General features: G+C 63.0%; 13 protein-coding genes. 9 read left to right on the top strand and 4 right to left on the bottom strand.

All coding sequences use genetic code 11. The features are described from left to right. The first annotated feature begins 2 nt into the window (after positions 1 to 2). Positions 3 to 1,934 (top strand): beta-ketoacyl synthase N-terminal-like domain-containing protein, encoded by a 1,932-nt coding sequence (locus J3R75_RS10240; protein WP_307261429.1) that lies wholly within the window; start codon positions 3 to 5, stop codon positions 1,932 to 1,934. A gap of 326 nt (positions 1,935 to 2,260) precedes the next feature. Here J3R75_RS10240 and J3R75_RS10235 read toward each other — a convergent pair whose 3' ends face one another. The 4 genes from J3R75_RS10235 to J3R75_RS10220 all read right to left on the bottom strand — a co-directional run bounded on the left by J3R75_RS10235 (position 2,261) and on the right by J3R75_RS10220 (position 6,666). Beyond that, positions 2,261 to 4,180, bottom strand: a complete 1,920-nt coding sequence (locus J3R75_RS10235) for an SDR family NAD(P)-dependent oxidoreductase (RefSeq protein ID WP_307261428.1) — start codon at positions 4,178 to 4,180, stop codon at positions 2,261 to 2,263. Positions 4,181 to 4,326: 146 nt separating this feature from the next. Next, positions 4,327 to 5,220 (bottom strand): hypothetical protein, encoded by an 894-nt coding sequence (locus J3R75_RS10230; protein ID WP_307261427.1) that lies wholly within the window; start codon positions 5,218 to 5,220, stop codon positions 4,327 to 4,329. A 2-nt stretch (positions 5,221 to 5,222) separates the two neighbouring features. Further along, positions 5,223 to 6,509 (bottom strand): cell division protein FtsA, encoded by a 1,287-nt coding sequence (gene ftsA / locus J3R75_RS10225; RefSeq protein ID WP_307261426.1) that lies wholly within the window; start codon positions 6,507 to 6,509, stop codon positions 5,223 to 5,225. Position 6,510: 1 nt separating this feature from the next. Next, positions 6,511 to 6,666, bottom strand: a complete 156-nt coding sequence (locus J3R75_RS10220) for a hypothetical protein (RefSeq protein ID WP_307261425.1) — start codon at positions 6,664 to 6,666, stop codon at positions 6,511 to 6,513. 77 nt (positions 6,667 to 6,743) lie between these two features. On the opposite strand from J3R75_RS10220, the gene J3R75_RS10215 reads away from it, so the two are divergent. From J3R75_RS10215 to J3R75_RS10180, 8 genes are all read left to right on the top strand, one after another. After that, complete coding sequence (locus J3R75_RS10215) at positions 6,744 to 7,016, top strand: hypothetical protein (RefSeq protein ID WP_307261424.1); 273 nt, start codon at positions 6,744 to 6,746, stop codon at positions 7,014 to 7,016. 53 nt (positions 7,017 to 7,069) lie between these two features. Beyond that, entirely contained in the window at positions 7,070 to 8,176 is a 1,107-nt protein-coding gene (gene obgE, locus J3R75_RS10210; RefSeq protein WP_307261423.1) for a GTPase ObgE, read from the top strand. Between the two features lie 720 nt (positions 8,177 to 8,896). Next, positions 8,897 to 10,135, top strand: a complete 1,239-nt coding sequence (locus J3R75_RS10205) for a metallophosphoesterase (protein ID WP_307261422.1) — start codon at positions 8,897 to 8,899, stop codon at positions 10,133 to 10,135. A 3-nt stretch (positions 10,136 to 10,138) separates the two neighbouring features. Next, positions 10,139 to 11,113, top strand: coding sequence for a UDP-glucose 4-epimerase GalE (galE, locus tag J3R75_RS10200; protein ID WP_307261421.1), 975 nt, complete (start codon positions 10,139 to 10,141; stop codon positions 11,111 to 11,113). Between the two features lie 78 nt (positions 11,114 to 11,191). Continuing rightward, complete coding sequence (locus J3R75_RS10195; RefSeq protein ID WP_307261420.1) at positions 11,192 to 12,280, top strand: lysylphosphatidylglycerol synthase transmembrane domain-containing protein; 1,089 nt, start codon at positions 11,192 to 11,194, stop codon at positions 12,278 to 12,280. A 54-nt stretch (positions 12,281 to 12,334) separates the two neighbouring features. After that, complete coding sequence (locus J3R75_RS10190) at positions 12,335 to 13,621, top strand: Gfo/Idh/MocA family protein (protein WP_307261419.1); 1,287 nt, start codon at positions 12,335 to 12,337, stop codon at positions 13,619 to 13,621. 74 nt (positions 13,622 to 13,695) lie between these two features. Beyond that, a complete protein-coding gene (locus J3R75_RS10185) occupies positions 13,696 to 17,334 on the top strand; it encodes a ThuA domain-containing protein (protein WP_307261418.1) in 3,639 nt (1,212 codons plus the stop codon). Between the two features lie 269 nt (positions 17,335 to 17,603). After that, positions 17,604 to 18,764, top strand: coding sequence for an ATP-binding protein (locus J3R75_RS10180; protein ID WP_307261417.1), 1,161 nt, complete (start codon positions 17,604 to 17,606; stop codon positions 18,762 to 18,764). Positions 18,765 to 18,880: the final 116 nt, after the last annotated feature.

The raw sequence follows: 18,880 nt of genomic DNA, 5'->3' as shown, positions 1-18,880 counted from the left end.
CTATGAATAACGCCTGCATTTCCGGCATGGGCCTGGTCTGTTGCCTCGGCAGCAGCGTCAATGAAGTCTATCAACACATGTGCGCCGGCGACGCCGGCTTCCGGCTCATCGACCGCTTCGAACCCGCCCCCTACGCACAGAAAATGGCCGGGCAGCTCCCACCAGATGTCGAAGCAAAACTCCGCGGAGACTTTCCCGACGAAGACATCGCCGCCGCCATGATCAAATACGCCGGCGCCCAGGCGCTCGCGCAAGCCGGCAGCACCACCAAGGCCGGCCAGTCCGATCGCCGCCTCGGCCTCGTCCTCGCCACCAATTTCGGTCCCATGGAAAGCCTCGAATGGGCCTGGCGCGAACGCCTGGACACGCAAAGCCTGGACGACGCCAGCTTCGCGCCCTTCGACGACATCATCCAGAACGCCGCCACGGCCCTCGGCTGCAGCGGCCCACACGCACAGATATCCATGTCCTGCGCCTCCGGCGCCGCCGCACTAGCCGTCGCCCGGGACATGCTTGCCGCAGGCCGCGCCGATCGCGTCCTGGTCGTCGCCTACGACGCCCTCAGCGAATTCTGCTGGTGCGGCCTCAGCAATCTGCGCACCATCACCACCGACCTCATGCGCCCTTTCGACAAGCGCCGCTCGGGCACGATTTTCAGCGAAGGCGCAGCAGCAGTCGTCCTCACGACTGCGCCTGGCACAACCGCGCTGGCGTCGCTCCCGGGCATAGCCACGAACAACAACGCGTTTCACATGACGGCGCCCAGCAAGGACGCCGATGGCTCACGGCTGGTCATGGCAGCCGCCCTGCACGCAGCCGGCATGACGCCTGATGCCATCGAGCACATCTGCGCGCACGCCACCAGCACCAGCGCCAACGACAGCACGGAAGCAGCCGCGCTGCGCAATCTCTTCGGCGCGCGTTTCGCCACTCTCACGACTGCCGCTCACAAATCCCAGCTGGGCCATCTCATGGGCGCTGCCGGCCTGGCCGAAGCCATCATCACCGTCATGGCCATGCAGCACGGCGTCATTCCCCCGACCATCAACCACGAACAGATCGACCCGGCCTGCGAACCCGTCAACTGCCTGCCCCGCAAAGCCGTCACCAAGCAGTTCAAGACCGCCATCACCAACTCCGCCGGCATCGGTGGCAACAACGCCGCATTGGTCATCTGCTCCCCGAACCTGCCCGTAGCGGACACACTGCCGGCACTGGACACGCAGCGCAACGTCTACGTGCGGCAAATTGGCTGGGTGCTGCCCGGGCACATCGGCAAGGGCGGGGAAATCCTCGAACATCCCGAGTGGCTCCAATGGCAGGACGGCCGCAATCAGCTCCTGGCCGATTTCAGCGCCAAGCCCTACATTAGCTCCGTCAAGGGCTACCTCGATCCCGCCGGCGCTTTCCTCCTCGCCGCCATGACCCTCGCCGGCGCCGGCGACCCCGGCGATATCCCGCCGGCCCGCCGCGGCATCAGCTCGCTGTCGCGCTACGGCGCCCTCGGCTCGGCCTTCGCCTTCTTCACCCAACTGGCCGAAAAAGGGCCGCGACTCGCCAGCCCGCTCATCTTCCCCCACGGCTACGCAAACACCGCCGGCAATCTCGCCGCCATTGAATTCAATTGCGCCGGACCACATATGGTCTTCTACGGCCGACAAAACCCGCACGAAGCCCTCGCCTTCGCTATCGCCAGACTACAAGACGGCAGCGCCGACGAAATGTTCACCGCTTTCTACGAATCAGCCGTACCGGCAGCACTGCCCGACGGCCGCAGTCTCCTCAGCGGCGGCGTCGCCGTGCGTCTCGCCGCCACCCCCGCACCAGCCGGCCAGCAGGATCTCTTTTCCTTCACCCCGGCAGAATTGTTCGACCGACCGGCCGACACCAGCAACGGCGCCGTCGCCGCCCTCGCACTTCTCATCAGCAGCTGACCATGCGCGTAATGCGGCGCCACGGAACGGCCCGTCGCGCCTTCCCCCCTTATACCGGCGGCTTGAATTGCCGCGCAGCGGCAAGACAGGCCGCCTCCCACAAAAAAATCTGCGCAATCTGCGCAATCTGCGGATAAAAATTCTCTTCGCGCCTTCGCGCCTTCGCGTGAGAAAAAATGAGCCCTCGCGCCTTCCCCCCTTATATCGGCGGCTTGAATTGCCGCGCAGCGGCAAGACAGGCCGCCATAATCTGCGCTAATCTGCGGAATCTGTGGATAAAAAAAATCCCTTGCGCAAATCTGCGCCATCTGCGGATAGAAAAAAACTCAGTGCAGCATCACCTGTCCGCCGGTGACGGGCATGGCCTGGCCGGTCTCGTAGGCCTGCTCGACACAGTACATAATGGCCCGCGCGACATCGACCGGCAGGCAGCCGCGACGCATCGGCACCTTGTCCTCGTAGAAACGGCGTACGTCCTCAATCGTCTTGGCGCCAGGCACCTTGCCGGTATTGAGATACTGGACAAAGAGGCCGCGCTCCGGGTCGCTCCACAGCGGCCCGTCGTAGTAATTGCCGGGGCAGACGCTATTGACCTTGATGCAGTCCGTCACCAGCTCCTTCGCGAAGCTCTGCGTCAGACCAATCGTGCCGAATTTGGACCCGGCGTAGGCGCCATTCTTGTTGCTGCCTTCCAGACCGCTCTTGGAGTTGACCTGAACGACGTCCGACCACAGCCCCTTGCCATCGACGATCTGCGCGGCCATCACTTTCGCTGCGTATTTCACACACAGGAAATAGCCCGTGTAGTTGATGTTGGTGACAAAATCCCAGTCTTTCTTCGTCATCTCCTTCACCGACCCGGCCCGCAACACACCGGCGTTGGCCACCAGCAAGTCCACGCCGCCGAAGTCCTTCGTCACCGCCGCAAACATCGCCGCCACCGAATCCTCGTCGGCGATATTCACCGCGACGGACGTCGCCCGGTCCGCGCCATAAGCATCACACAGTTCCTTCGCGGCCGCAGCCGCGCCGTCGGCATTCATGTCCGCAATCACCACCAGCGCGCCATTCGCAGCCAGGCTTTGCGCAATGCCCAGGCCGAAGCCCTGCGCGCCGCCGGTCACCACGCTGACGCGGTTGCTCAGACGGCTCGCCGCCCCCGCCGCCAAACTGACTTTGCGCCGGTATGACTCCACTTCCCAGTTCTCAATGAACTTATACTGGCGCTCGTTCAAGAAATGCGCGCCACCAAAAGCCGCCGCCAGCGCCTGCACCTGCCGCGCATTGGCCAGCGCCACCGCCACGGCCCGAGCGTCCTTCAAGCTGTCACCGACCGTGAACAGCGCCTTGCCAGGCACTTCCACCACCTTCGGCTGGTAACCCCGCTCGGCCACAAACGCCGCAATGCCCGCCGCGTCCGCCGTGCCGCGATACGCGAAGCTCTTCGCGTACACGACGTGATCGGGCGTCAGCGGCCCACCCTGCGCTTCGCCAGTGCCGACGCAATGCACGATCGCCCGCGCCTCCGCCGTGCCCAGAATCGTCCGCAGCGCCGGCGCGCTGGCCAGCAGGCAGTCCCGCTCCGGCTCACCCAGCGCCGGCACGCCCAAGGCCACGCCGGCCTGCGCGTAGGCGGCTTTCAGCGTGTCCACGATATGCCCATAGAGCCGGCAGATCTCCTCGGCGCTATCCGCGCCGACGAAGACGCCGTGATTCTGCAAAAAGACCACCTGTGGCTGCCGACCAGCTGCCGCCTTTGCCTCATCCAGCGCCTTCTTGACCACGAAGGCCAAGGTGCAGCCCGGGTCACAATAGTCCAGCCACAGCGCCTCGGGAAACAGCTTTGCGCAAGTGTCCTTGCCCTTTTCCGCGCAGGTCATGCCATTCACCAGTGCCGGATGCAGGTGCACGACATAGCTGTAGTCAATCACTTCATGCACCGGCGCTTCCACCGATGGCCGGCCAGCACCCAACGGCCGCACCGCCGCGTCCATCACGGCCTTTGCCGCCGCTTCGCGACCAGACAAATCCGCCGGCAGTTCCGTCGTAAACAAAGCCCGGATCGCCTGACGGTCCATCGCCAGAAATTGCTCAGGCCGGATCGTCGCCAACGCCACGCCGCTGGGCTTGATGTAGAGCGTCCGTGCGTCTTTTACCGACGTATTGCCGCCGCCCAAAAACACAAAATCCGGGTCCGCGCCGTATTGCTGTGACAGCTTGGCGATGTTCTGCAGTTTCTCTTGCATGACTTTTTTCCTTTTTGCTTATATCCAGCCATGATCGTCATGGTCGTTGAAAACGTGAGCTGAACCCTGCTTGCAGCCGGCGCGCACCGATATTTCACGCGTTGCGCGTCACGCATTGCGCGTTGTGCGTCACGTGTTGCGCGTCACTACTCGGCGCCGTCGCCGCGATCAATGCCGATGCCGCGGCGCTGAAAAGTCGGCACGTCGAGGTTCTGACCGTTGTAGCGCGTGGGCTCCGTTGCCGAAAAAATGCCCAGTGACAGCTCGCTGAAGGAGAAAAACAGCTGCTCCTGCGCTTTGCTGCTGAGCATCTTACCTTTCGCTCCTACGCCTTTGCTGGTCGCGATTGCTGGCGATGCGCTGTCTTTGGCCAGCGGTGGCTCCGGCAGAGGATTGATGTAGGGCTGCAACATACCCGCGGCGACTTCGCCCAGCCATAGGGCCAACCGCCCAAAGGCCACGTCGACGGCCGGCACCGCCGGCATCGTCCCTTGCAAAGCATCGGCCGGCAACACCACGAAGGCCCGGCACAGTTCCTGAAGACGCCGCCGTTCAGCGTCTGACAATTGCACCCGATCTTCACCCTCGAATGAATAGGGCGTGCTGGCCAACACCAACACCGGCAAGCCCATGCCGGCGGCATACTCGACCAAAGGCAGCAAGACTCCCGTTCCCGTGCCACCGCCCAAGGTCACCGTCACCAGCAATAACCGGCACGCCCCCAGTTGCTCCCCAAACAACACCTGATCAGCCTGAAACGCCGCCGCCGCCAATGCACGGTCGCCGTGACAGCCTTCGCCACCTGCCAGCTCGCGGCCAAAAAGCAAGCGCCGCGATGCCGCCGATGCCGACGCCGGCGGTTCCGTCGCCTCGGCCGTGTCAGCTAACAACAACTGCAGATTGCCCTGCCCGTAGTGCTTATGCACATACTCGGCCGCCGCACAACCGCCCTGCCCCAAACCCAGTAGAACACAACGGGGCACCCCGGAAACATTGGCAGACATCGTGTTCGTCGTGGCGCTATCAATGGACGTTGTCATATTCACCAATTCACCAGCGCTTTAAATACTTTCCGGCACAACTGTAGACTTTCCGACAGAGACCCCGCCGGCGGCTGCCCGGCGCGCTGTATCTCCAAATCGCGCTGGCCTGACCGCAATAGCCCAATCAAGGTGATATTTCGCGGCGAATTGACGATCTCCGGCAGCCCACTCGTCGAATAAGGCCGGGCAATTTTCGCCGGCAACTGCAGGACATTTTGGGCAAGCTCGCAAATCCCCGGTATCATCGCCCCACCGCCGGACAACAGTACGCTCCCACCCGTCCAGGACCAGGCGCCAGCCGCCGTCAGCTCCTGCCGAATCACGTCAAACAGCTCGCTAAGACGCAATTCCAAGACCAGCTCGACGCTCGAAGCCGGTATGGCCCGGCCTTTGCCGCCGCGGCTGAGCGCAGTCGTAACCATGCGGTTGCGCCCGTCATGCAGCGCCACCGCCGAACAATGCATCGCTGATAATTCCCGCAACATCTTCCGCCCCACGCTGATATGCGCATTGAACGCTATCGCCAAGTCATTGGCAATCTGTTCGCAACCCACCGTCAATTGCCCGCAATGATAACAACCCAGGTCGGTAAATACCGCGTAGGACGTCACCCCCGCGCCAATGTCAATCAACAGCTGACCACCACTGACCGAGTTCGCCGGCAGGCAGGCGCAGCCAATCGCCAAAGGCGTGTAAAATGCCGTCGAGGCGCCGCGCCCCAGCGCGTCCGCCAACAGCCCGCAGGTGGTCTTCAGGCGATCCTGATTGGCCACGACGTGCTGCAGCTCTACTTCCAAACTGCGCGACGAATGGCCGACCGCATTGAGGACCTCCCGACCGTCGTCCAACCGGTGTACCCGCGTATAACTATGCAAGGACAGAGTGTTCGCCGGTGGCTGCAGTTCGTTGGCCATGTGCGCCGCGCGGACCATGTCTTCCTCCGAAATCCGCGTGTCCGCACGCTCAATCACCACCCGCCCCACATGATTCAAGGTCCGCAAGTAACTGCCGGACAACGCCAGAAAAACCGGCCCGCTGATCTCCGCGTCGGCATTTTCTTCGGCCTGGGCTAGCGCGCGCTTGACCTGTTCGACCACAAAAACCGTGTCGATCGCCTCGCCTTTGCACATCTGCACCGACGGCGCCTCGCCGTAGCCCAACAGCGACAGCACGCCGCCGCTGTGGTACTCGCCCATGAGGACTTTCGTACTCGCCGTGCCAATCTCGACACCTGTGTATATATCCCGTTGGGCCTTCGCCATCTGCTTCTCAATCCGCTGTTGCATATCATTCACGCCACGCGGCCAATACCGCCGCCAGCGACACAAAAAAACTCACGCCTGCAACATCAACAACCCGCCGCTCGCATCGCCGCAGCGCCATCACGGCAAGCCGGCAGTAAAATACAAAAGTTAAGGTGTCGCGGCCGGCATTCAAGGACATGCGACCGTTTTTTGGCTGTATAGTATAGGCTCGTCAGAAGAACCAACCCGTTGCAAATCACCAGCAAAGGACCAGCGATGAAAAGCGCTTTCGAACTGGCCATGGAACGCCTCGGCGGCGACACCAAACAATACTCAAACGAGCAAAAGGAACAGCTCGCAGATATTGATAAACTCTACGACGCGAAAATCGCCCAGGCAAAATTCGCCGCCGTCGACCGGCTCAAAAAAGCCGGCAACGACCCCGCCCAACAAGAACAAATCCAAAACGACCTCACGGTCGAAGTGCGCTCTCTCGAAGAACGCCGCGACCACAAAAAAGAAGAACTGCGCCAGCAGTTCAACAACTGACCACGACCCCACAGCGGCCACGCCCACGCACGCATACCCAGGCAGGATAGACCATGTTTGTTGACCGAGTGAAAATATTCGTCGCCGCCGGCGACGGCGGTAACGGCTGCGCCAGCTTCCGCCGCGAAAAATTTGTCCCCATGGGCGGCCCTGACGGCGGCGATGGCGGCGATGGCGGCTCCGTCATCCTCCGCGCGTCATCCAGCGAGCAGAGCCTCGTCGATCTGAAATTCCAGCAACATTGGGCTGCCGAACGCGGCGGCGGCGGCGCGGGCCAGCGTCTGCATGGCGCCCGCGGCATCGACCGCGTCGTCAGCGTCCCCCTCGGCACACTGGTTTTTCCAGAGAACAGCGACGAGCTCATCGTCGATCTTTGCGAAGACGGCCAGGAATTCCTCATTGCCCAGGGCGGCAAGGGCGGCAAAGGCAACAGCCGCTTCGTCTCCTCCGTCAACCGCGCTCCGCGCACCGCGGAACCCGGCACTGAAGGCGAAAAGAAAACCCTCGATCTCGAACTCAAGATCATCGCCGATGTCGGTCTGGTCGGTTACCCCAACGCCGGCAAATCCACGCTCCTGCGCGCCATCTCCGCCGCCAAGCCCAAAACCGCCCCGTACCCATTCACCACCCTCCGCCCCAACGTCGGCGTCGTCGAAACCGACGACTACCGCCGACTCACCGTCGCCGATATCCCCGGACTCATCGCCGGCGCCTCCGAAAATGTCGGCCTCGGCCACGCCTTCCTCCGCCACATCGAACGCTGCCGCATCCTCTGCTACACCCTCGATATGGGCGGCGTCGATGGCCGCGATCCCCTCGCCGACCTGCAATCCCTGCGCGACGAAATCGGCAAATACGAAGATGCGCTGCTCAAACGACCAGCCGTCATCGTCGCCAATAAAATGGACCTCGAACCCGCCGCCGATAACCTCCAGCGCCTCCGCGATACCGAACCCAACGCGATTATCCTGCCCATCTGCGCCGAACTCGGCGAACATACCCAGGATCTCATCCTCACCCTGCGCAAAATGCTCGATGAGATGCCACCCGATAATCCCGATGACCTGCTACGCATCCTCGCTAAACGCCGCAGCTACCGCTCACGAAAAAAACAACCGGATGACTTCGAATGGCCCGACATCGAGGTATTCTACCAGTAAACGAGATGATCATCAGTCCGATCAGTCCGATCAGTCCGCGATAAAAAAAACCAAATTCGGCCCGGAGGGCCGCACCATGCATAACCCCGGGGGAGGCGCCCGGAGGGCGCCGCAACCCGGGGTGGAAAGAAAAAAAAGACCAGCGCCCGGAGGGCGCCACATTCATCATTCGGCCCGGAGGGCCGCACCATGCATAATCCCGGGGGAGGCGCCCGGAGGGCGCCGCAACCCGGGGTAAGACAACAACCTAGACCTGCGCCCGGAGGGCGCCACATTCACCATGTCAACGCCAAGTTGAAAGTGTACCACTATCGACATTTAGTCTGGCCCCACCTTGGGGCCTCTTCTTCTCGGCTCTCTGAGGATAAAAAGCCGTTTCTTCCTCTTCTTCCAATGCATCCGAGGCCGGAGCCAGGCAAATGCCACTTTTGGGCACTTTTCACATTGTCGTTCACACACCAAACGCCCCCAAAAAAACACGACCTGACCGGCCTTCCCAATCACCCCGATAAGCTCAGCCCAAATTCGGCCCGGAGGGCCGCACCATGCATAACCCCGGGTGAGGCGCCCGGAGGGCGCCGCAACCCGGGGTAAGACAACAACCTAGACCTGCGCCCGGAGGGCGCCACATTCGCCCCACTGGCTGCACCAACAATAAAAATCTGCGTCAATCTGCGTAATCTGCGGATAAAAAAATCTGCGTCAATCTGCGGATAAACAATGGGTTTTCTACTTTTTTTCAGCATCATCGTCTGCCTGAATATCTACGACTGGTGGAAACTCCGCAACGGCCTGCTGCAGCACAAGCCCGGTGCCGCCATGGCGTTGCTGCTTGCCATGGTATTCATGGCGCTGTTGCCGCTGCTCATGCGCTTGGCCTTCCGTGGCCACAGCAACGCCCCACGCGCGCTGGAGCTCATCGCCTGGCTCTGGCTGGCCTGGAGTTTTTGGCTGGCTGCCGCCTTCCTACTCACCGACCTGTGGGATCTCTCGCTGCTCACCTGGCGCCTATGGCTGCACCGCGCCGCCAGCACTGACAGCGCCCGTGATATCATGCGCTACTGCTTCTCGCCACGCGCCGCCGCCTACAGCGCCCTGGGCTTCGTCGCCTTCGCCACCATCTGGGGCAGCATCGAAGCACGGCTCATCCGCATCAGGGAAGTGAGCATCGTCAGCGACAAAGTCCCCGTCGCCGCCGACGGCTTCAAGCTCCTGCAGATCTCCGATGTCCACATCGGCCCGAGCCTCGATGATTATATGCTCAAGCGCATTATCCGCCTCGCTCGCGAAGCCCAGCCGGACGTCCTGGTCGGCACCGGCGATCTCATTGACGGCAGCGGCCCCCGCGAACACCGCATGGCCATCGCCCTCGGCGCCGCCAGCGCCGCCAAAGGCAGCTACGCCGTCCTCGGCAACCACGAAGCCTACAACGGCCTCGACGAAAGCATTCGCTTCCACCAAGAAGCCAACATGACTCTCCTCCGGCAGAACGGCACCCTCATTGACGACTGGCTCTGGCTCTACGGCGTCGACGACCCCGCCGTCTATCGCCGCAACGGCCTGCAAGCCGGCGACCTCTATGCCGGCCTGGCCAACGCCTCCACCGCCCCAGGCATCTTCAAGGTCCTCCTCAAACACCAGCCCGCACCCGACATTCAGGCCCGGACTTTCTTCGATCTGCAGCTCTCCGGCCACAGCCACGGCGGCCAAATCGTTCCCTTCAATTTCGTCGTCAATCTCGCCCACCGCTGGCGCCCCGGCCGCTTGCATCAGTTCGCCGAAGGCATGAGATTCTACGTCAGCCGCGGCAGCGGCGTCTGGGGTCCGCCACTGCGCTTCCTCGCGCCGCCAGAAGTCACCCTCTTCGTCTTCCACTCCCCACAGGCCACCGCCGCTGGCGCTGGTCTGCCCGAGCACAACGCCAACAACGGGCCAAAACAACCACGCGAAGGAATCTGAGCCATGCGTATCTTTGTCGCCGGCGGTGCCGGCTATATCGGCAGCTGCACCACCGAGTACCTCCTCAACCACGGCCACGAAGTCACCGTCTACGACGCCCTCCTCAACGGCCATCGCACCGCCGTCGACCCCCGCGCCCATTTCATCCAGGGCAACCTCGCCGACGCTACGACCCTCGACGACGCCATCGCCACCGCCAAACCCGAGGGCATCATCCACTTCGCCGCCTTCATCGAAGTCGGCGAGTCCATGAAACTGCCCGGCAAATACTTCGCCAACAACGTCGGCAACGGCATCAATCTCGCCGAAGCCGCCGTCAAACACGGCGTGCGCAAAATCGTCTTCTCCAGCACCGCCGCCGTCTATGGCATGCCCAAAAACATCCCCATCACCGAGGCCGAAGTCAAACAGCCCATCAACGCCTACGGCGAATCAAAACTCATGTTCGAAAAAATTCTCGGCTGGTTCCACGCTCTCAAAGGCCTCCAGTACACCGCCCTGCGCTACTTCAATGCCGCCGGTGCCACCGAGAAATACGGCGAGGACCACAGCCCCGAAACCCACCTCATTCCACTCATCATGCAGGCCGCTGAAGGCAAACGCGAAAAAATCAGCGTCTTCGGCACCGACTACGATACCCCCGACGGCACCTGCATCCGCGACTACATCCACGTCCTCGACCTCGCCCAGGCGCACCTCCTCGCCCTCGAAAATCACGACTCCGGCGCCTTCAACCTTGGCTCCGGTCAGGGCCACAGCGTCAAAGCCGTCATCGACACCGTCCGCGCCGTCACCGGCAAGGACTTCAAGGTCGAATACGCCGAACGCCGCCCCGGCGACCCCGCCCGACTCATTAGCGACTCCAGCGCCGCCCGCGCCACCCTGGGCTGGAAACCACAGTTCGAAGACATCGAGTCCATCGTCGCCTCCGCTTGGAAATGGCGCTGCGCACACCCCAAAGGCTACGGCGATAAATAATCGCCACACCCCCACACCCCCACAGGCCACGGCGACAACTCCTCGCCGCGGCCGCAGCCCCCAGCCCAAGGCATGGCCATGAATGACGCCGCCGCCAGCCGCAATGCCACCGCCAGCCGCCCCCCCGGCACTGCCGGCAACGCTGGCCCGTCGCCAACCCGCCGCGCCCTCGGCTGGGTCCTGCGTCTCGGCGGCATCGCCCTCGCAGCGTTGCTTTTGTACCTGACCATATCCCGTACGGACGCCGACCTCAGCGGCGTCCTCCGCTCCGCCAGCCCCTGGCCCCTGCTCATCGCCTTGGCTCTGCTGGGCGCGACCCATTTTCTCGGCGCCTACCGCTGGATCGCCCTCCTGCGCGTGCAAGGCGTCCACATCGGCTACGGCCTCAGTCTCAAGCTCACCATCGTCGGCCATTTCTTCTGCTCGGTCGTCCCTGGCGCCGCTAGCGGCGACCTGCTCAAGATGGGCTACGTCCTCAAATACAGCCAGGGCCGCGGCACCGAAGCCGTCCTCAGCATCATCATCGACCGCATTCTCGGCCTGGCCGGCCTGATCGTCATCGGCACTGCCGCCAGCGCCTATATGCTCGTCAGACACCGCGCCCTCGTCTTCGCCCAGCCACTGCTGGCCTTGACCATCGTCATCATCTTCGCCGGCGCCGTCGGCCTCGCCGTGCTCTACGCCGTGCTGCTGTTCCGCGCACAGCTCATGCGCTGGCGGCCCTGCGCAGCACTGACGGGCTGGGCCGCGCGCCGCCTCCCCACCGCCATCGTCGCCATCTTCAGCAAACTGGCCACGGGCCTCGACCTCTATCGCGCACAGCCCATCGCCCTCCTGAATGCGCTGGGCATATCCGTCGTGGTCCATTTCATCCTCGGCGTGGCCCTGTTCTGCATTGGCCGGGCCTGCCTCGAAGAGCACATGGCCTTCATCCACTACCTCCTCAGCACCCAGATCAGCAATGTGTCCGCACTCATCCCCCTCACGCCCGGCGGCATCGGCATGCGCGACGCCGTCACCGCCGCGCTCTTTACTGCCTTCGACGCCACGCCCGCCAATGTCGTCGGCAGCATACCCGTTATCAACTCATTGCTTACGCTCTGCTGGGCAGCCGTCGGCGCCGCCATCCTCACACTGTCGCCGCACTTCCGCAACCGGCAGCTGTAATACCAGTTTTTGCCCGATGAATTCGCCAAACACGCAGACAAAGGACCGGTCATCATGCATCTGAATCGCCGTGATTTCCTCAAAAGCAGTGGCGCTCTCGCCGGCGCCGCCGCCGTCCCCGCCTTGCTTAGCTGCCACAACGCCCACAGCGCGCCGTCAAATCGCATCAACCTCGGCGTCATCGGCATCGGCAAAATGTGCATGGGGCACATCCATGGCCTCCTCGGCCGCCCCGACGTCCGCATCAGCGCCCTCTGCGATGTCGAATCCATCCGCCTCGGCAAAGCCCATAAAATTGTCGACGACCGCTATCGCGACCGCCTCGGCAAAGACTACGGCGGCTGCGATACCTACGGCGATTTCCGCCGCATTCTCGACCGCAATGACATCGACGCCGTGCTCATCGCCACCCCCACCCACTGGCACGCCGCCCAGAGCGTCCTGGCCTGCCAGGCCGGCAAGGACGTCTATTGCGAAAAGCCCATGACCCTGTCCATCCACGAAGGCCAGGCAATCATCCGCGCCGCCCGCCATCACCACATCGTCTACCAAAATGGCAGTCAACAACGCTCCGACCAGAAATTCCGCCTGGCCTGCGAGCTCGTCCGCAATGGCCGCATCGGCAAGGTCAAGACCATCTTCGTCAACAACGTCGCCGATCCCTCCGGCCCCTGCTATCTGCCCGCACAGCCCACGCCACCCAGCATCGACTGGGATATGTGGCTCGGCCCCGCGCCATGGCGACCCTACCACGCCGAACTCTGCCCCTTCGATAACTGGGCCGTCTTCCCCGCCTGGCGCCGCTATTCCGACTTCGACGGCGGCGGCATGACCGACTGGGGCGCCCACCACTTCGATATCGCCCAGTGGGCCCTCGGCATGGACGACTCCGGCCCCGTCACCATCATCCCCCCACGCGAATCCGAGTTCAAACGCCTCACCTACGTCTATGCCAATGGCACCCAGATGGTCCGCGGCGGCGCTCAGCCCGCCGAAGCCGGCCTCGAAATCATCGGCGAAAAAGGCCGCGTCTGCGTCAACCGCGGCTATCTCTACACCGAACCCGAAGAACTCATCCGCACCAAGTGGGGCATCAATGACATCCGTCTCTACGAGAGCCGCAGCCATTTCGATAACTGGTTCTCCTGCATCCGCAACCGCCAGGACTGCATCTGCACGCCGGAAATCGGCCACCGCAGCTCCACGGTCTGCCACCTCGGCATCATCTGCTACCGCCTGAACCGCACGCTGCACTGGGACCCCGTCAAGGAACACTTCGTCAACGACCCCGAAGCCGACCGGCTCATCCACAAGCCCGCCCGCGCACCGTGGATCGTCTGATTAACGACAAGTTGGACTCGGCAAAACACGTCACCTCCCCGGCAGTACCCGGCACTACCCTATAGGATTTAGTCATGAAACACTCTCTGCGTATCTTCAGCTGCGTCGCCGCCCTCGCGGCCGCCGCCACGCTTTGCGCCCAAGACAATCGCCCACAGCCCACCGAAGCCGACATCGCCCGCATGCGCGCCGCCATGCCCGCCAATCTCTACGTCAAGCCCGCGCAGCCACGAAAAGTCCTGATCTACTGCGAAACCGAGACCTTCTACCACACGTCCATCCCCTTCGCCAACCAGGCACTGACCATCCTCGGCGAACATAGCGGCGCTTTCACCGTCACCAGCGTCAGCACCGACCCGGCTGTCTTCGAACCCGAAAACCTCAAGCAGTTCGACGTCATCGTCCTCAATAACAATACCGGCCGCGAACCCCTCGGCAATGTCGACCCCGAAACGCTCCCCGAAGGCCCTCAACGCCAGGCCGCCCAACAACGCGAACTGCGTCTCCGTAATGGCCTCCTCGACTTCGCCCGCAACGGCAAGGGCGTTCTCGCTATCCACGCCGCTATCGACGCGTTCTATAAATGGCCCGAATACGGCGACCTGCTCGGCGGCTACTTCAATCTCCACCCCTGGAGCGAAAGCGTCGGCGCCGAACTCGTCGACCCCGGCCACCCCCTCCTGCGCGCCTACCGCGGCCGCAATTTCCGTATCAACGAGGAAATCTACCAGGTCAAGGAACCCTACTCCCGCGACCGCCAACGCGTCCTTATGCGCCTCGACACCGCTAACACCAACATGAATAAAGGCGACCAAATCCGCCGCGATGACGGCGACTTCGCCCTCGCCTGGCTCAAACGCTACGGCGAAGGCCGTGTCTTCTACCTGAGCTTCGGCCACCGCCATGACACTTTCTGGGACCCCGCCACCCTCCAGGTGCTCCTCGACGCCATGCAATACTGCGCCGGCGACGTCGTCTGCGACGACCGCCCCAGCAGCCAGCTCGACGACGCGTACTACCAGCAGTCCGCCGCCACCGGCCGCAACCGCGGTCTCGATGCTATCTTCGCCGATCTCAGTCAGTACCGCGACGGCGCCGCCGACCGCCCTCTCCGCCAGGTCGAAGCGCTCGTCAATGAAGCCATGGACCCCGCCAAACGCAGCGACGCCCGCGATCTCGCCACCCGCCTCGCCGCGCTGCTCCGGCCCGCATCCAGCAGCGATCTCCGCTGCATCGCCCTCCGCCAGCTCTCACGCATCGGCGGCGACAGCGAAATACCCGCCATCGCCAGCCAAATCAACGCCGCTGGCGACGACGAGCACGGCAGCTGCAGCACGATGGCCCTCTACGCTCTGCAACGCCTCCCCGGCGCCATCGCCGACCAGGCGCTCATCGCCGCCCTGCCCAAAGCCGGCGCCCAAAGCGCCGCCGTCGCCGCCGTCCTGGGCTACCGCCAAACCCGCGCCGCCGTGCCCGCCATCAGCAAGCTGCTCACTGAACCCGAACACGCGGCCGCAGCCGCGGCCGCCCTCGGCCAAATCGGCGGCAGTGACGCCGCTCGCGCCCTCATCGCCGCGCTCGCACCCAGCGCCGCGCCCCTGCCCGTCCTCCTGGGCCTGATTGAGCTCATCGACAGCATCAGCGGCGACGAACAGGCCGCCGTCGCCCAGGCCGTCCTCGACCACCCGGCTGCCACCCCGTCCCTCCGCGGCAGCGCCATCATCGGCCTCAGCCAGGCCCGCGGCAATGCCGCCCTGCCCGTCATCCACAATGCCCTGCGCAGCGACGACCTGCGTCTGCAACGCGCCGCCGCCGAAGCCCTCGTCGACCTCCCGGAAGCACTGGCCACGTCTGCCGCCCAACTCAACGATCTGCCACCCGGCGCCGCCGCCCTCGTCATCGGCGCCATCGCCAAAGCCCGCGCCACCGCTCTCGAAGACCTGGTCATCCAAGCCATGAGCCACGATAACGACGATATCAGCAACGCCGCCATTGACGCCGTCGCCGCCTGCGGCAGCGCCAAGGCCGTCCGCCCACTCGCCGACCTGGCCAGCAACGGCGACGCCAAACAAAACCGCGCTCGTCGCAGTCTCGCTTTCCTCAATGCCGCCGGCGTCGACGACGCTATCCGCACGCTCGCTGCCGACAATAGTCTGCCCGAAAAAGTCCGCGCCGAGCTCTTCGGCGCCATGGGCAGCCGTATCGACCGCGCCAGCATCGCCATGCTCCTGCAGGCCGCCAAAGACGACAACAAGGCCATCCGCAAAGAAGCCATCGCCGCGCTGGCCATTGTCGCCAACGTCTCCGACAGCACTGCGCTCATCGATCTCATTGCCGCCGTTGACAGCGCCGCCGACCGCACCCGCCTGGAAGGCATCCTCGTCGCCGTCAACCGCCGCGCTGCCGATCCGGCCGCCACGCCGGCGCTACTCGCTGCCGCCCTCGGCAAAAATCCCCCGGCGCCCACGCGCATCGCCTTCCTCAACGCGATGGGCAAGCTCGCCCACGCCGACAGTCTGCCGCTCATCATCACCGACACCCGCTCCGACGACGCCGGCGTCAAGCGCGCCGCCATCCTCGCACTCTGCGACTGGCCAGACACCACGCCGCTGGCGAACCTCCAGACCCTCAGCCGCGACCAACAGGCCAGTCTGGCCCACCGCGTCCTCGCCCTCCGCGGCTACGCACGTATGCTCGCTATGCCCAGCAAACGCCCCATGCGCGATACCCTCGCTATGTACCGCGAGGCTTTCGATCTCGTTCAGGGCCCACAGGAAAAACAGTCCCTCCTCAAAGGCCTCGGCGATCTCATTCACCCCGATGCCATGAAAATGGCCCTCGACTTCCGCAAAGACCCCGATCTCAGCAACGAAGCCGTCATCGCCGCCACCAAAATCATGAACGGCCTCAGCGGCGCCAGCATGAAACTCAAAGCCTCACACGGCACCAACAGTCTCAAAAATGCCCTCGACAGCAACCGCGCCACCCGCTGGACCTCCGGCACCCACCAAAAAGGCGACGAGTGGCTCGAAATCGACCTCGGCTACGAAACCGCCATCGAATCCATCTTCCTCGATGCCGGCGACACCGGCCAAGACTACCCCACCGAATTCCGCGTCTTCGCCTCGCTCCTCCCCGAAGGCGACTGGGGCCAGCCCGTCGCTTCCGGCAAAGGCACCGAAAAACAGCTCACCATCAAACCCACCAACGCCTACGGCCGCTACATCCGTATCGAACAAACCGCCCAACGCAACTACTTCTGGTCCATCACTCGCCTGCAAGTCAATGGCGTACCCGAGTTCGCCGCCAGCAGTAATCTCGACCGCAGCGCCTGGAAGCTCTCCGCTGACAAAAACCCCGGCGCCCTCGCTAAAGCCATCGACGGCGACACCAATTCCCGCTGGGATAGCGCCGGACCACAACGCCCCGGCTGCTGGTTCGCCATCGACCTCGGCGCCGAATACCAACTGCGCAGCATCACCCTCAATGCCACCCGCTCCGCCAACGACTTCCCGCGCGGCTTCCGCGTCGATGTCTCCACCGACGGCAAAAACTGGGACGGCCCCGTCGGCATGGGCCACGGCGAAAACGCCATCACCACCATCCCGCTCCTACCCAATAAAGCCCGCATGCTCAAAATCACCCTCACCGACGCCGTCGACCCCTACTACTGGTCCATCCACGAAATCGATGTCACCGGCCGGCAAGAGTAACCCCATTCCTACCAACAACCCACCGGCTGCGTGAAGTGCCACAACGTGGCACTTCACGCAGCCATTCTTCTTTGCCTTTGTCTTCCGTCTTCTTCGTGCCTTCGCGCCTTCGCGTGAGAAAAAAAAGCGCCTTCGGCCTGCCAAGCGCCCTCCCCATCTAGGCGCTGCCATTGCCCACCCATTCTCGCTCTTACAGATTTAAGGTGCCGCCTTGAATTTGTAAAAATGGAGCCTATCTTCTTCTCCGTCAAGCATGATGGAGGCCCGACATGATCCCACGATTGATCCAAAAACAACTCTTGCGCCTCTGGGCGAGTTATCCCGTCGTCACCATCACTGGCCCCCGCCAGTCGGGAAAAACCACCTTGGCCCGGGCCACTTTTCCGGATTTACCCTACGTCAACCTGGAAAGCCCCGATCTCCGCGCCCTTGCTGATAACGACGCCAGGGCGTTTTTGCAGGCCTATCCAGCTCCAGTCATCTTTGACGAAATTCAGCGGGTGCCGCAGCTGTTGAGCTACATACAAACCATTGTCGATGAATCCGGCAAGAATGGCCAGTACCTGCTTACCGGAAGTCATCAGCCGCAACTCAACGCCGGCATCTCGCAGTCACTGGCCGGACGTACCGGCCTATTGCGCTTGCTGCCACTATCCATCCAAGAGCTGCACATGGCCGGCATCACCCTGGATCGCGACGAATATCTCTTCAAGGGCTTCATGCCGCGCGCCTACAGTACTGCGCTGGAACCCCACACCCTCTACAGCGACTATTTCGCCACTTACGTCGACAAAGATGTCAGGCAAATAGCCAACCTGAACAATCTCAGCGCGTTTGAGACCTTCATAAAACTGCTGGCCGGTCGTTGCGGCCAACTGCTGAACCTCAACTCCCTGGCAAACGACGTCGGGGTATCTTCACCAACGATCGCCGCCTGGCTTTCAGTACTGGAAGCCAGCTTCATCATTTTCCGCCTGCCGTGTTACTACGAAAATTTCGGCAAGCGCCTGCTCAAAAGCCAAAAGCTCTACTTCACCGAAATCGGCCTGGTGGCCTGGCTTCTCGGCATCCGCGAAGCGACGCAAGTTGCCCGCGACCCCCTCTTCGGCGGGCTGTTCGAAAATATGGTGGTCCTCGAGGCGCTGAAAGCACGCTACAATGCCGGCAGAGAACCCGATCTGTACTTCTTCCGCGACTCCGCCGGCACCGAAGTCGACCTCCTGTTCCGAAAATCACCCGACCAGCTGATCCCCACCGAAATCAAAGGTGCAATGACCTGGAACAAGGACTTCGCCGCCAATATCCGCAAACTGCGCAAGCTATCGCCAAAATTCACCGGCGGCTTTGTCGTCTATGGCGGTGATATGACACCCGTCAGCGACGACGTACAATTCATCAATTTCAAAGACGCCGCCCAAATAGTCGATTGACACGCTCCCAGCACATTCCGCCGTATCGTCGATTGACACGCCCTGCACGACCTCACGCGGACCGGGGCTTTTCGCGTTCAGGGGCCAATGACATCACGCGAAACACACCCGGGAAT

Source organism: Oligosphaera ethanolica, assembly GCF_030814695.1.
GTDB classification, from domain to species: Bacteria; Verrucomicrobiota; Lentisphaeria; order Oligosphaerales; family Oligosphaeraceae; genus Oligosphaera; species Oligosphaera ethanolica.
The sequence above is the reverse complement of the archived record's forward strand: the minus strand, read 5'-3'. Positions and strand labels throughout refer to the sequence as shown.